At 60.0% G+C, this 13,166-nt stretch carries 11 protein-coding genes and 1 pseudogene; 1 reads left to right on the top strand and 11 read right to left on the bottom strand.

What is annotated here, in order from left to right; genetic code table 11:
- Positions 1-3 precede the first annotated feature (3 nt).
- From BMS17_RS02855 to BMS17_RS02810, 10 genes and pseudogenes are all read right to left on the bottom strand, one after another.
- Positions 4-1,140 carry a glycosyltransferase family 2 protein gene (locus BMS17_RS02855; RefSeq protein ID WP_046027932.1) on the bottom strand — a complete coding sequence of 379 codons (1,137 nt, stop codon included), beginning with the start codon at positions 1,138-1,140 and terminating at the stop codon, positions 4-6.
- Positions 1,133-2,101, bottom strand: coding sequence for a glycosyltransferase (locus BMS17_RS02850; protein WP_046027930.1), 969 nt, complete (start codon positions 2,099-2,101; stop codon positions 1,133-1,135). Before BMS17_RS02850 ends, BMS17_RS02855 begins: the two co-directional genes overlap by 8 nt.
- On the bottom strand, positions 2,098-3,465 hold the full coding sequence (locus tag BMS17_RS02845) for an O-antigen ligase (RefSeq protein ID WP_077430381.1): 1,368 nt from the start codon (positions 3,463-3,465) through the stop codon (positions 2,098-2,100). Before BMS17_RS02845 ends, BMS17_RS02850 begins: the two co-directional genes overlap by 4 nt.
- Complete coding sequence (locus BMS17_RS02840) at positions 3,462-4,556, bottom strand: glycosyltransferase family 4 protein (protein WP_077432162.1); 1,095 nt, start codon at positions 4,554-4,556, stop codon at positions 3,462-3,464. The genes BMS17_RS02845 and BMS17_RS02840 overlap by 4 nt, the downstream gene beginning before the upstream one ends.
- Positions 4,553-6,145 (bottom strand): Wzz/FepE/Etk N-terminal domain-containing protein, encoded by a 1,593-nt coding sequence (locus tag BMS17_RS02835; RefSeq protein ID WP_046027927.1) that lies wholly within the window; start codon positions 6,143-6,145, stop codon positions 4,553-4,555. Before BMS17_RS02835 ends, BMS17_RS02840 begins: the two co-directional genes overlap by 4 nt.
- Positions 6,146-6,162: 17 nt before the next feature.
- A complete protein-coding gene (locus tag BMS17_RS02830; RefSeq protein ID WP_046027926.1) occupies positions 6,163-7,188 on the bottom strand; it encodes a polysaccharide biosynthesis/export family protein in 1,026 nt (341 codons plus the stop codon).
- Between the two features lie 24 nt (positions 7,189-7,212).
- On the bottom strand, positions 7,213-7,860 hold the full coding sequence (locus tag BMS17_RS02825; RefSeq protein WP_046027924.1) for a CpsD/CapB family tyrosine-protein kinase: 648 nt from the start codon (positions 7,858-7,860) through the stop codon (positions 7,213-7,215).
- Positions 7,861-8,607 carry a sugar transferase gene (locus BMS17_RS02820; protein WP_077430380.1) on the bottom strand — a complete coding sequence of 249 codons (747 nt, stop codon included), beginning with the start codon at positions 8,605-8,607 and terminating at the stop codon, positions 7,861-7,863.
- Positions 8,604-9,662 carry an NAD-dependent epimerase gene (locus BMS17_RS02815; RefSeq protein WP_046027921.1) on the bottom strand — a complete coding sequence of 353 codons (1,059 nt, stop codon included), beginning with the start codon at positions 9,660-9,662 and terminating at the stop codon, positions 8,604-8,606. Before BMS17_RS02815 ends, BMS17_RS02820 begins: the two co-directional genes overlap by 4 nt.
- 50 nt (positions 9,663-9,712) lie before the next feature.
- A pseudogene (locus tag BMS17_RS02810) lies at positions 9,713-9,889 on the bottom strand (UDP-glucose 6-dehydrogenase); the annotation flags it as partial.
- A gap of 389 nt (positions 9,890-10,278) precedes the next feature.
- Here BMS17_RS02810 and BMS17_RS02805 point away from each other — a divergent pair.
- Positions 10,279-11,976 carry a sulfatase-like hydrolase/transferase gene (locus BMS17_RS02805; protein ID WP_046027918.1) on the top strand — a complete coding sequence of 566 codons (1,698 nt, stop codon included), beginning with the start codon at positions 10,279-10,281 and terminating at the stop codon, positions 11,974-11,976.
- 115 nt (positions 11,977-12,091) lie between these two features.
- On the opposite strand, the gene BMS17_RS02800 is transcribed toward BMS17_RS02805, so the two are convergent.
- Positions 12,092-13,159: an AraC family transcriptional regulator ligand-binding domain-containing protein gene (locus tag BMS17_RS02800; RefSeq protein WP_046027917.1), complete on the bottom strand. Its 1,068-nt coding sequence runs from the start codon at positions 13,157-13,159 to the stop codon at positions 12,092-12,094.
- Positions 13,160-13,166 lie beyond the last annotated feature (7 nt).

The following is a 13,166-nucleotide window of genomic DNA, read 5'->3' as shown; positions in this document are numbered from 1 at the left end:
CTTTCAACGATTCTGTTCGGGATTCCACTGGGCATAGCGCTGGCCACGCAGGAACTGCCACAGGCCGATGCTCATTCCGGCAAGCGTCACCAGCAGGAACGCGGCCAGGCGAAAGGGCTTGGGCAAACGGTGTTGTGAATCCAGCAGGCCGAGGACGGCGATCCCATAACCGATCAACTGCGCGATCAGGCTCAGGCGGTAAAAACCGTGGTCGTCCCACAGCCAGAAATTGCTCAGCAGCAAGGGCAGCAACAGGATCGGCGCCAGACGCCGGATCAACTTGTGGCTGATCAACGCAATCGAATACAGGCCATGCTTCAACGGGTTGAGCAGTTCGCTGCGCTGCGCCAGGCTTTGCAAACCGCCGACGGTGACCCGCTGGCGACGGCGAAATTGTTTGTCCGCTTCATCGACGCCGTGATCGATCACTTGCGCCTCGGGCACATAGACGATGCGCTTGAAGGCCACCGGTGCGCAGGTACTGATAAAGAAGTCATCGTTGACCTCCGCCGGCACGTCCTGGAACAGCTCGCGGCGCAAGGCGAGCAGGGCACCGTCGGCGGAGACCATGCAGCCGGTGCGATTTTCCACCCTGCGCAACCAACCTTCGTAATGCCGATACAGGCTGTCGCCGACGCTCAAGCCTTTGCCAGTGACCGGGATCACCATGTGCCCGGCACAGGCGCCGACCTGCGGATCACTCAGCGGCGCGAGCAAGTGGCCGAGGGTGTCGCGCGACCATTGGTTGTCGGCATCGGTGAACACCAGGATATCGCCGCTGGTCAACGCCACGCCGGCATTCAAGGTCGCGGCTTTGCCCTGGCGCGGCAGGTCGAGCACGGTGATGCGCGGGTCCATCACATTGAGCGCGCAGGCCACCGTGTCGTCGGTTGAACCGTCGCTGGCCAGAATGATCTGCAACGAGGCCGGCTGGTAATCCTGGGCGAGCAGGGTGCGCAGCTTGTGTTCAATGTGTCGCGCTTCGTTGTGGGCGGCGATCACGATGCTCACGTTCATCGGCACAGGCTCGCCATAGCGCGGTGCTGCGAACAGTGGCGCGAGCACGGTCAGCAGCAACGGATAGCCGAGATAGGCGTAAACCGGCAACAACAGGCACAACCAGAAAATGAATTCAGCCACGGGCGGGCCTCCTGGCATTCCAATGACAAAGGCTGAGGATGAATGCGGCGCCTGCCAGGTGCAGACGCACCCAATGCAGGCCCCAGAGTTGAGTGACCAGGCAGATGTTGCGGTGCTCGTGACTCTGACGCAGGCTCAGCATGAGTGCCGGCAGGGCAGTGAGCATCAACATGATCGCCGCATGATGCGGAAAGCCATTGAACAGCGCAGAAATCGCCATCAAGTCGAGCACCCAGGCCGCGAGTGACAACAGCGGAAACCGCAACAGTCGCAGGCTTATGCCATGGGTGCGCAACAGTTGCAGATGACTGCCCTGGCGCCACATCTCCTTGCCCATCCATTCACGCCAATTGGCTTCGTAGCCCCAATGTATAGCGACGCTTTGGTTGACGATCAGCAGGCGCGCGCCGGCTTCATGCAGACGCAGGGTGAATTCTTTGTCCTCGCCGGTGCGCAGGTTCTCGTTAAAGCCACCGACTTTGTCGAACCAGATGCGGCGCAGCAGCAAATTGGCACTGGGCAACCAATCCACGGCGTGCGCGCCATTGCGCGAAGGGCGAAGCGTGCGACGTTGCCAGGCGGTGGCATACCAGGGCGCCTCGGCCGGGGTGTGCAGGTCCAGGCCGAAAACATCGGCTTGCGCCGTGGCTTCGATCGCGAGCAGCTGCGTCAGCCAGTCCTCGGGCATTTCGATGTCGGCATCAATAAAGGCCAGCCATTCACCGCTGGCAACGGCCGCTCCGCGATTGCGCAGCGCACCGATCAGCAAGCCGGGCTGCACCAGCACCTGGGCGCCGAACTGATGGGCAATGTGCGGGCCCTGATCGTCGGAACCGTTGTCGACCACAATCAACTCGCATTCCAGGTCGGCGGCATGTGCGGCCTTTTGCGCGGCCAGCAGGGTGCGTGCAATGTGGCGGGCTTCGTTGTACATCGGGATGACAATGCTGATGCGGCTCATGCCCGGGCCTCCGGCAGTGAACGATCTTCGGCTTTCAATCGCAGCACGCTGGTCAGGGCGAGCATGATCCACACGTACTTTTGATTCGGTGCGCTGAGGAACATCAAGAACAGCGTCAACGAGAGAAAACTCATGCTCAGGTGTGTCAGCAGATCGGCTTGGTCCTGATTGTTGCGCTGCAGCCACAGGCGGCGGGCGCGGGCCAGGTTGTACAAGCCGAGGGCGAGCATGCCGACAAACAGCAGGCCGGCGGGAATCCCCAGTTCACTGAAGATTTCCAGGTAAGTATTGTGGGCCCGGCGGTACAAATCGCCGGCTTTTCGGTTGGCCGAAAACGCCTTGGCATAACCGGTGGTGGCGTAATGCATTGGGAAGGTCCCGGGGCCGGTTCCCAGCAGCGGGTTTTCCCGGATCATGTCGCTGCCGACCACAATGTAGGAGGCGCGACGGCCGAGGGATTCGTCCTGACTCTTGGCCCCCGCGCTCAAGATGCTCAAGGACTGGATACGCGCGACATAACCCGCCGGCATCGCATAAATGGCCAGTGGAATCACAATCACCACGCCGAGCATGGCGAACCCCAGGTGCCGCGCACGGATGCGCGACAGGTGCGTGCGGTAGTGCCACGCGCCGATCATCAGGCTCAGGAACAACACCACCAACCCCGAGCGCGATTCGGTCTTGGTCATGCCGCCCAACAGCAAAATGCAGCACCCGCCCCAGAACAGGCGTTGCAGCAGGTTTGGGCTGCGAATCGCCAACATCAAACCGAGCGGCACGGCGAAGGCGATCAGCATGGCGAAGGCGTTCGGGTCTTCCAGCAACCCGGCGGCGCGGCCCTGATCCTGATATTTGCTGGACAACATTGCCAGCATGCACGTTATCGTGACGCTGACGGTGACCAGTTTGGCGAACAGGTCCAGGTTCAGGTCCCGACCAATCAGCAGGGTGATTACAAACAGGATCAGGCCGACGCTCAGTTCTCGCAGGTGCCCCAACGACATGCCCATGTCGTCGGTGTTCAACAGGCTGAGCAGGTACAGCGCCAGGAACCCGATCAGGAAACGCCAGATATTGCTGCGCAGGCGTTCGGACGGCAGTTGGTGGATGGCCAATTGCAACATCAGGATCAGCGCCAGCGACGCGCCGATGAACTTGGTGCCCGACAGCGAACTGTCCTTGAAGAACCCTTCGAACGGCACCAGTGCCGCAATGCCGAGCAAGCCCCAGGTGGGTTTGCGGTACAGCATCGCGATACCGACCAGGCCCAGCACCGCGCCCGGTGCCAGGTACGGATAAGGGCTGGCCAGCAAACCGAGGCAAACCAGGCCGAGCAAACTGACGATCGAGAGCGGAAAGATCACGCGCGAGCCTCCCGTGCGGTACGGATATAAAGCTGCGACCAGCGTTCGGCCAATGCCTTGAGGTCGTAGCGCTCCAGTTGGGTACGTTTTGCGTTGTCGACCAATTGCGCGGCCAGTGCCGGTTCCGTCAGCAAAGTGTCAATCTGGCGGGCGAGGGCGGCGCTGTCGGCGGGTGCCGCCAGCAAGCCGTTGTGCCGATCCTCCAGCACATCAGGAATCCCGCCGACACCGAACGCCACCACCGGCACCCCGGCCTGCATCGCTTCGAGCAAAATCATCGGCGTGCCTTCGGTGCGCGAACTGATCACCAGCGCATCGAGTCGGCGCCACCACGCATGCATGTCGGTCTGATAACCCGGCAAGTTGATGCGCGCCTGCAAACCCGCCGCGTTGATGCGCGCCAGCAGCGATTCCTGTTCCGGGCCGTCGCCGAGCATCACGGCATCCAGTTGCGGGTGTTGCTGACACAGTGGAATCAGCGCATCGAGAAACAGGTCGGGGCCTTTTTCGCTGCTCAGCCGCCCGACGTAACCGGCCAACCAGCGCGGGCGCTTCTCGTTGGGCGCAAGCAGGCTGGTAGCGGCGGGCAACCCATTGGGAATCACCTGCAACTTGTCCGCTCGCACGCTGGCCTGACGGCACAGTGCGGCGATGCTTTCGGCGACGCAGACCACACGATTCACCGAGGCGGTGCGGCACAGTTGCAGGCTCAGCCAGGTGTAGAATTTCTGCTTGCGGCTGCGCGGGGTGAAACCGTGCTGGGTGATCACCAGCGGCAAGCGCAACACAGTGGCGCCAACCCAGCCAAACAGCAGGCCTTTGAAATTGTGTGTGTTGATCAGCGGCCATTCCGCCCGGCGCTGACGCAAATGCGCCAACAACGGTCCGAGTCCCGCGCAGTCCCGGCAATCCACGCCGGCCTGGCGAAACCGTGCGATCAGCTCTGGCGGCGCATCGAGAAACAGCACCTGGTGCTGCCCCGGCGTCGCCAGACAATGGTCCAGCAGCATCCGCTCAGCCCCATAAAAGCCACCGCTGCTGAGCAAATGAATGATCGGCAGGGCGGTGGCGGGGTTGAGCGGCGCGTTCAATTGCGCACCCAATGCACAAGGCTTGGCACGGACCAGTTCTTGTGCGGGTTGGTCGGCTCGACGTTTTGATCATTGATCACCAACAGCACCGGCAGGCCCAGTTCATGGGTGATTTGCGCCGGGGCTTTGAAGCGGTGATCGAAGAACTCACGCACATAGACCAGTGCAATGGCCAGCAGCAAGCCGGTGAGCAAGCCGAACGGGATGATCAGCAACGGTTTTGGAAACGCCGCTTCGGTCGGTTCGTACGGCGGGCTCAGGACCCGGGCGTTGGACAAGTCGTTGTCCAGCGAACGCGAGGTGCTGCTTTCAGCAAAGCGCTGCGCATAGGTGGAGAACGCCGCGTGCAAGGCGTCGATCTCGGTGTCCATCTGCCGCAGCTTGCTCTGGGTTTCCTGCAACTGATGGATACGATTCTTGAACTCGGCGATGCGCGCGGTCTTCTGGTCAATCACCGAGCTGATAATTGCCAGGTCGTTGGTGCGCTCTTGAATCCGGTTGCTCACCACTTTCAGAAACTGCTGGCGGGTGCGGGCAATTTGCTCGCGGGTCAGCAGCATCGGTTCGCTGCCCGGCTGGAAGATCGCCAGGTCGTTCATGTAGCGGCTGACCTGAGTGGTCAGTGCCTCACCCATCTGTTTGATCTCGCGATCTTCAAACGCCACGTTGTCCACGGTGGTGGTGAAGGTGTAGGGGAAGGTGTAGTCGTTGAGTTTGGAATTGCTGGCGGCGGCCAGGCTGGTTTTCAGGTAGTCGAGCCAGCGTTGGCTTTGCAGCAGGCGATCCTGATACAGGTTGAGCGCTTGCTCCTCGGTGTTGATCGCGTTGAGGCGGAACGTGATTTCTTCCTTAGGATCAGAGGAGGCGACATCTTCAAGCAAGGCCAGCCGATTACCTTCCAGGCCATCGAGACGGGTCTGGTACTGCTTCTTTTTGGTTTCGTAGAAGCTTTGCGGCAGGTCGATCGATTGCAGTTCCTGACGGCTGGCCAGGTAGTTTTGCAGCAATGCCGCGACAAATTTGGTGCCCTGGGACGGATCGGGGAAGCTGTAGATGATCGAAATCACGTTGGAGCCGGGCAGGGTTTCGATCTTCAAACTATCGATCGCCTGTTGGGTCAATGTGTCCAGTGCCGTGTCACGCACCGGATCGATCTCCATACCCAGCGCGGCTCTCACCGGGTTGATCAGGTGTTCGCGCAGCGGCGTGGTGACGAATCGCTTGAACGGCTGAGCCACCAGTTTGTTGAACACACCGGGAGCGGGGCTGTATTCACCCTTGTCGCGTAACTCGGCAATGGTCTGCCGGATCAGGGCCGGGGAGCGCAGGATGTTGCTCTCGGTTTCCATGTCCGCCAGCGATGGCGGAATGAAGGTGGCGTTGTCCACGGTCAGGGATGTGGTGGCGTCGCCCTGGGAGAGTTTTTTCGACTGCACGATGACTTGCGCGGTGATGTCGAAGCTCTGTTTGAGCAGCAGCGGCAAGACCAGGGCGATCACTGCAAAGACCAAGAACACCCGCTTCACCAGTTGCTTGTTGGCGAAGAAGATCCTGAAGAACTCATGCAGGTAGTTTTCCTTTGGATTCATGTCAGGTCACCTGAGAGTCAGTTGTTGTTGTCGTCTTTGTTGTCGAGGCGGTAGCCAAAACTCAGGCCCACACCCTGGAACAACACAACGTCCGCCAGTTGCCGCGCGAGCTCACCGGCGCTGGCCAGTTTGGTCTTGGGCACGTAGAGCATGTCGTCCGGTTGCAGGTAGGCGATTTGCGAGGCATCGCCGGCCAGGGCTTTCTCCACGTCATAACGCACGGCCTTAACCTGATTGCCGTTGCGACGCATGATCACCACCGAATCGAGCCGCGCCTTGGCATTGCTGCCCCGTGCCAGGGTCAGCGCTTCAAGCACCGAGACTGGTCGGCGAATCGGGTACGAACCCGGTTGTCCGACTTCGCCCAACACATAGATTTCGTTGCCCGCTGTGGACTTGAGCAGCACGTCGACGGTCATCCGCCCCGGCAATTGCGCGTAGCGTTTGTTGAGGAAGGCTTCCAGTTGATTGACGGTCATGCCTTGCAGTGGCACGGCACCGATTTCCGGGAAACTCGCATAGCCGTCAGTGCCCACGGTGATCTCCCGGCTCATGCCGGTGGCGGGGTGGTTCAGCGCGCTTTTGAGGTTGGACTCATTGCTCAGCGGGCTGATGACTTGCACGGTCAACTGATTGCGGTTCGGCTGGAATAGTTGTTTGCGCTGATAGGCACGCTGGATTTCCTGGCGCGCTTCTTCGGACGACAACCCGGCGATCTTCACCGAGGTGTTGGCGCCGGGCAATTCGATGGTGCCGTCGGGCAGCACCAGTTGATTGCCGTTGAGCTGGCTGGCCGCGGTGAAGTTCAGGCCGATCTGATCACCGGACTGGATGCGGTAGGCATCCGAGCCGCTGGTACTGATGTGGAAGATCACGTCCAGCACATCCTGTGGCCGCAAAGTCTGCTCGACCTTGGGCATGTCGGTGGCCTGGGCGTTGGCAGGTGTGGCCGTGAGGATCTGTACCGGCATTTGGGTTTCAGTCGTATTGCTGGAGCAACCTGCGAGCGGCAGCAACAGCAGGACAAGCATTTTGGCGTTCATGGCGTCATCCTTTTTTCTGGTTGCTTACAGGTTTTTGTACAGCCATTTGGGCATGTAGTACTTGCGGCGGTTGAACACACTGCCCACCAGCTTCGCGCCGGCCTGGGTCAGGCGCTGGACCGCGGCTTGCGCGACTTCCCAGCGCGTGTCTTCGGCGCGCACGACCATGATCACGCCGTCCACCTGGGTGCTGATGACCAGCGTGTCGGTGGCGCAATACACCGCGTCACCGTCGATCACCACGAAGCGATACCGGCTACCGAGTTGATCGAGCAACGGGCTTATGCTTTCCGCGGTCAGGTGTTCGGTGCCGTGCGCATAGCGGCCGTTGGGCAAAATGTCGAAGGGCAGGCTGGCGACATTCACTACACAGTCCTGCAGCATCGGCGGGCTCTGGGTGTTGAAGATCAGGTCGCGAAAACCACGTTCTTTGCTCAGCCCCAGCTGCTGCGTGAGGTTGGTTGAGGATTGGCTGGCGTCGACCAGCAGCACCTGGCCGCTGCTCATCTGTGCCAGTTGCGTGGCCAGGGCCAGTGCGCTGGTGGTGGTGCCGGCGCCGGGGTTGGCGGCGGTCAGCAGCAGGATCCGCAGATTTTGATCGAGCACGGTCGACGTCAGGTTGGACTCGCTCGGGTTGGCAATGCTCAGGCTTTTGGCTGATGAACCGTCCATTTAACTCGCTCCGTGGCCGCTGAATACTTTGAAGGGGGTTTTCAACAGGATCTTCAGATCAAGCAAAAGGCTCTGCTCGGCGATATAGCTGAGATCCAACTCAACGCGCTGGTCGAAGTCGATATTGCTGCGCCCGGAGATCTGCCACAGGCCGGTCATGCCGGGGTAGATGCTCAGGCGTGCAAGGTGATTGTCCTTGTAGCGGTAGGCGTTGAATGAAGTAGGCCTGGGACCCACCAAGCGCATGTCGCCGGTCACTACATTGATCAGGTTCGGTAGCTCATCCAGGCTGCTGCGCCGCAGGAAGCCGCCGATACCGGTGATGCGCGGGTCCTTGTCGATCTTGAAGTCGATGGCGTCGGCACCGTGTTTGTTCAGGTGGCGCAGCGACTCCTTGAGCTCCTCGGCGTTAGCCACCATGGTGCGGAATTTGTACATGCCAAATTTTCGGCCGCGATAGCCGGTGCGTTTCTGTACGAACATCACCGGCCCCGGGCTGCTGAACTTGATCGCCAGCGCCAGGCCCAGCAGCATCGGCGAAATCAGCACCAGGATCATCAGCGCACCGACACAGGCGAAAACCCTGTTCGTGCGCGACAGCGTCCAGGGCCGGCCGCCGTCACGGCCGGTGATCCAGCCGCGCCCCTGCATGTGAATCGCCGCGTCCATGCGAATCCGGTGCTCGGGATCGAGGCGTTTGTTTCGGCACAATTGATCGAGGGGCACACTCTTTTCATGTCCAGTCATAGGGTCCTCCGCTGATGTTCAGCCGCGAACGGCGCGTGGGCGATAGGCAGTGGGTAGTAATCGCGGAACCAGGCGATGAAACGCCCGAGTCCTTCATCCAGCTCAATGCTCGGCTGGAAACCGGTGGCGCGCGCCAGGTCGCTGGCATCGGCGCAGGTGTTGAGCACATCGCCCGGTTGCAGCGGCAGCAACTCGACGATGGCTTTTTGTCCGAGGTGTTTCTCCAGCAGCGCCAGGTAGTCCTTGAGTTCCACCGGGTGCTGGCCACCAATGTTGTAGATGCGCCATGGCGCCATGCTGCTGGCCGGGTCGGGTTGCTCGCGGTCCCAATCGGCATTGGCCTGCGGCGCACGCTCGATCAGGCGGGCGATGCTTTCGATGATGTCGTCGATATAGGTGAAGTCGCGCTGATGCTCGCCGTAGTTGAACAACTTCAGCGGCTGACCCTCGGCGATGGCGCGGGCGAACTGGATCGGCGACATGTCTGGTCGCCCCCAAGGCCCGTACACCGTGAAAAAGCGCAGGCCGGTGCACGCAATGCCGAACAGGTGGCTGTAACTGTGGGCCATCAGTTCATTGGCTTTTTTGGTCGCGGCGTACAGCGACAACGGGTGGTCGACGCCGTCCTGCACCGAGTACGGCGTGTGCTGGTTGGCGCCGTACACCGAACTGGAGGAGGCATAGATCAGGTGCTTGACCGGGTGCCGGCGGCAGCTTTCGAGAATATTGAGGAAGCCGCTCAAATTGCTGTCGAGGTAAGCGCGGGGGTTTTCCAGTGAGTAACGCACCCCGGCCTGGGCGGCGAGGTGGATCACCACCTCGGGTTTTTCACGGGCGAACAGGGCCTCGATGGCCGACGCATCGGCCAGGTCCATCGTGGCGAGCTGGAAATGGCCGGCCTGCTCGCGCACCCAATCCACGCGGTCGTGTTTGAGTTGCGGGTCGTAGTAATCGTTGAAATTATCGAGGCCGAATACCTGATGCCCGTCGCGCAACAGCCGCAACACACAATGGGCACCAATGAATCCGGCGGCACCGGTGACGAGGATCTTCATGGACGCGGTGCCTCGGGTGCAATGTGCTGCAAACCGATAGCGCTGTAATGCAAACCCTCTTCCAGAGTGCTGGAAAACATCGGCTCACAGAGCGGCGGAACTGTTTGTTGCAGCTGTTTGATATTGTTTGAATTAATGTCGACACACAGGACGCGATGTCCGACATCGGCCAGTGCTGTTACTTGTATCGGGCCAACGCAGCCCGTACCAAATACGCTCACGTCCATATCGGCGTGCCTCGTAAGACGGTTGAGATAACAAAGAAAAGACTGTCAAAAGGGGTATAGCCCAGCGTTGGCCAAACGTGTCAGCAAAATGACATGATGTTGTGGTAAGGAGCCCCCGTTTTCGGGGGCTAAATGCCATCAAGTGCTTGTTGGCGCTGGATTTGTCGCGGTTTTGAAGGGTTTTTAAGGATTAAAATTAAACGATAGACGGTCTCGCGTGCACAAAATTGGGGAATCTGTCCCCACAAGTGTGTCAGTTTTGAGTCAACGTTTTTTTGACGCGCTGTGTAAAAGTCCGACATTTCTTGCGGTTTGATGGCTCGGTGCTAGTGTCAAAAAATAACCGACAATCTATTGGCCAAATGCTCTTTGCAAGTACCGGAAAGATAATGATTCGATATCTCAAAGAACTGTTGTTAGTTGTCTATTTGTTTAAGAATTATGACTATTACCTCGAACGTTTGAGCGCGATGGGCCTCGGTTTGCCGGTGTTGCTGTTCGGCGGCATGTTTATCGTATTGACGGTGGCGCTGTTTATGACCGCTTACATTCGTCAGTCGCTGATTCGCCATTTATTGGCGCTGGTGATGTTCGTGTCCGCGGTATTTTTCGACGTCTATACGCGAGTCACGGCCGATTACCTGACCTACAGCAGCTTCGTGTCGCTGGTGTATTCCGGCGGGTTCATTCAGGAAGCGATCTACCAGTACCGCGACGCGATCATCAGTGGCGTGGTCGGTGGCTTGCTGTTGTTGTTCGGCATCGGGCTTAAGCCGCGCCGGCGCATGCCGCTGCCCGGTGCGTTGCTGGTAGCGGCGCCGGTACTCGGGGTGCTGCTGCTCAGTGCGGTGTTGTTCGTGCGGGCCGGCGAGGGCGCCCGGGGCTTGCCGATCATGTACACACCGCTGGCTTATCTGAACCTGTTTACCTATGAAGCCTTGCACAACACCGTTGGCCCGCGTGAGCCGGTGAGCCTGGCGCGGAACAATCAGCCTGTGGGCCACGACATTGTGCTGATCATCGACGAGAGCATTTCCGGCAACTACCTGGACATCAACGCGCCGTTCGGTGTGCACAGCAACCTCAAGGAACCGCGTCCGGGTGTCGAGATTTTCAACTACGGCTACGCCGCATCCATCGCCAATTGCAGCGCCGATACCAACGTCACGTTGCGTTACGGTGGCACCCGTGCTGACTACATGCGCATCAACAGCACGCTGCCGTCGATCTGGCAGTACGCGAAGAAGGCCGGCCTGCGCACAGTCTACATCGACGCCCAGCGTACCGGCGGCAACCTGCAGAACCTGATGAACGACACCGAGAAAAAGGACATCGACGAGTTTGTGCAATTCGACCAGACCAGCGTGCGTGACCGCGACATGGCGGCGGCGGCCAAGCTGATCGAACTGTTGAATGACGGTCAACCGCAACTGGTGGTGATCAATAAGGTCGGCGCGCATTTTCCGGTGCACGATAAATACCCGGATGCGTTCATGGCGTACCGCCCGACCTTGCCTCGCGGGCAGTTTGTGGAAGTAGCGGACACCGGCAAGCGTGATGGTTTTAACGGTCAGCCGGATGACTGGGTGCTGTACCGCAATGCCTACAAGAACACCTTGCTGTGGAACGTCGGCGAGTTTTTCTCACGGGTGTTCGTGCAAGCCGATTTGAGCAACGCGTTGCTGATATACACCTCGGACCACGGACAGGATCTGCATGAGCGGGGCAATCCCGGGCTCAATACCCATTGCGGTGGTGACCCGGTGGAAGAGGAGGGGTTGGTGCCGCTGGTGGTGATCCAGGGCAGCACGTTGAAGACCCTGGATTGGCAGGCACAATTGCCGGTCAACAAGGATCGCTCCAGCCACTACAACATCTTCCCCACGCTGTTGCAGTTGATGGGGTATGACCTGACGGGAATTGAGGCGGTGTACGGCAAACCGTTGAGCGTGCCGACGGCCGATGCATTCACGTTTAACTACCGGTTCAATGCGCGCCTCGGGGCGCAACCGCAGTGGAAACATATCGATCTGAACAGCATCGTGACGCCCTCGCAGGCGCCTGCGAGTGTGGCGGTGGGGCAGTAAGGTTTTAGGTTGGCAGGACCGGCCTCATCGCGAGCCTGCTCACTCCTACAGGGGGTGTGAACGCCACAAATCCAATGTAGGAGTGAGCCTGCTCGCGATGGCGTCGGCCCGGTCATCACTCATCTGAAGGCTGCACCCACCGCGTCCGATACACCCCCGGCGCACACCCCAGCCAGCGCAAACAGGCGCGGTTGAAACTCTGCACATCGCTGTAGCCCAACCGGTCGGAAATCTCCACCAACTCCAGGTCTGCCGCCTGCAACAAATCTTCCGCGCGGCAGCGCCGGTACTCATCCTGCAGCTGCGAAAAACTCCAGCCCAGCGCCTTTAACCGGCGTGCCGCCGTGCGTTCCAGCAAATGATGGTCGTTACAAAACTGCTGCCAGTTGGCGCTGGCCAGATCGGCGATCAAATGGTCGCTGACTTGCTCCAGCAACGTAGGCTCGCTGTTGCGCCGGGTCTGTTCCAGCAACTCCACCAGTGTGTGTTCCAGCTCATGGTTGCCCGGCGTCAGCGCGGTCACGAACAACTGTCGGTCCAGGCGAATCGAATGGTGCGGTTGTGCCCAGCGCACCGGTGCGCGGAACGCCTGTTCGTGATCGGTCGGGTTGGCGGTCCTTGGCCACGCGAGGCCAACACTCAACACCGGATCACGTTCCAGGCCACTGGCGAGAAACTTGCGGCGCAGCATGCTGCACAGGCTGATGAGGATGTAATCGGTGGTCGCCGCACCGGCTTTCACGCTGCCGCAGTCGATCAGGCGCAATTCCACACCGTCATCGCTGCGCACGATCTGGGCCTGGAAATGCCCGTTGAAGAACGGGAAAAACCGCTCGAAATACGCGCAGGCACTTTCCAGTGACGCCGCCACATCGAACAGGTAGGTCAGGCCGTTGGTGGCGGTGGAAACGAAGCGACGGCCCGCCGCCAGACCGATCAAACGGTCGCCGGTCTGCTCCAGCGCAAAAGTCCAGAAGCGCCGCGACAGGAACAGCGGAATGCGCATGAAGGGCGTGCGCAGCTCGAACAGGCTGCGTCGAAACAGACCTTCGAGGGTATCCCGGGCAACGCCTCGGGCCAGCAGTTCTTCGATGGCCGGCAGCAAGGTCGGCGCATAAAACGCATTCGGTCTTGATTGATGGGACCTTGGTTGATGGGGCAGTCGCTGATCGCTTTTTGTCATGTAGGGC

The sequence above is a fragment of the Pseudomonas sp. C9 genome, from assembly GCF_002000165.1.
GTDB lineage: Bacteria > Pseudomonadota > Gammaproteobacteria > Pseudomonadales > Pseudomonadaceae > Aquipseudomonas.
The sequence above is the reverse complement of the archived record's forward strand: the minus strand, read 5'-3'. Positions and strand labels throughout refer to the sequence as shown.

What these genes read in the sequence shown, in the direction of transcription:
- BMS17_RS02850 (WP_046027930.1), bottom strand. Translation starts at nt 2,101, where the DNA reads ATGAGCCGCATCAGCATTGTCATCCCGATGTACAACGAAGCCCGCCAC.
- BMS17_RS02815 (WP_046027921.1), bottom strand. Translation starts at nt 9,662, where the DNA reads ATGAAGATCCTCGTCACCGGTGCCGCCGGATTCATTGGTGCCCATTGT.
- BMS17_RS02820 (WP_077430380.1), bottom strand. Translation starts at nt 8,607, where the DNA reads ATGACTGGACATGAAAAGAGTGTGCCCCTCGATCAATTGTGCCGAAAC.
- BMS17_RS02830 (WP_046027926.1), bottom strand. Translation starts at nt 7,188, where the DNA reads ATGAACGCCAAAATGCTTGTCCTGCTGTTGCTGCCGCTCGCAGGTTGC.
- BMS17_RS02805 (WP_046027918.1), top strand. Translation starts at nt 10,279, where the DNA reads ATGATTCGATATCTCAAAGAACTGTTGTTAGTTGTCTATTTGTTTAAG.
- BMS17_RS02825 (WP_046027924.1), bottom strand. Translation starts at nt 7,860, where the DNA reads ATGGACGGTTCATCAGCCAAAAGCCTGAGCATTGCCAACCCGAGCGAG.
- BMS17_RS02835 (WP_046027927.1), bottom strand. Translation starts at nt 6,145, where the DNA reads ATGAATCCAAAGGAAAACTACCTGCATGAGTTCTTCAGGATCTTCTTC.
- BMS17_RS02800 (WP_046027917.1), bottom strand. Translation starts at nt 13,159, where the DNA reads ATGACAAAAAGCGATCAGCGACTGCCCCATCAACCAAGGTCCCATCAA.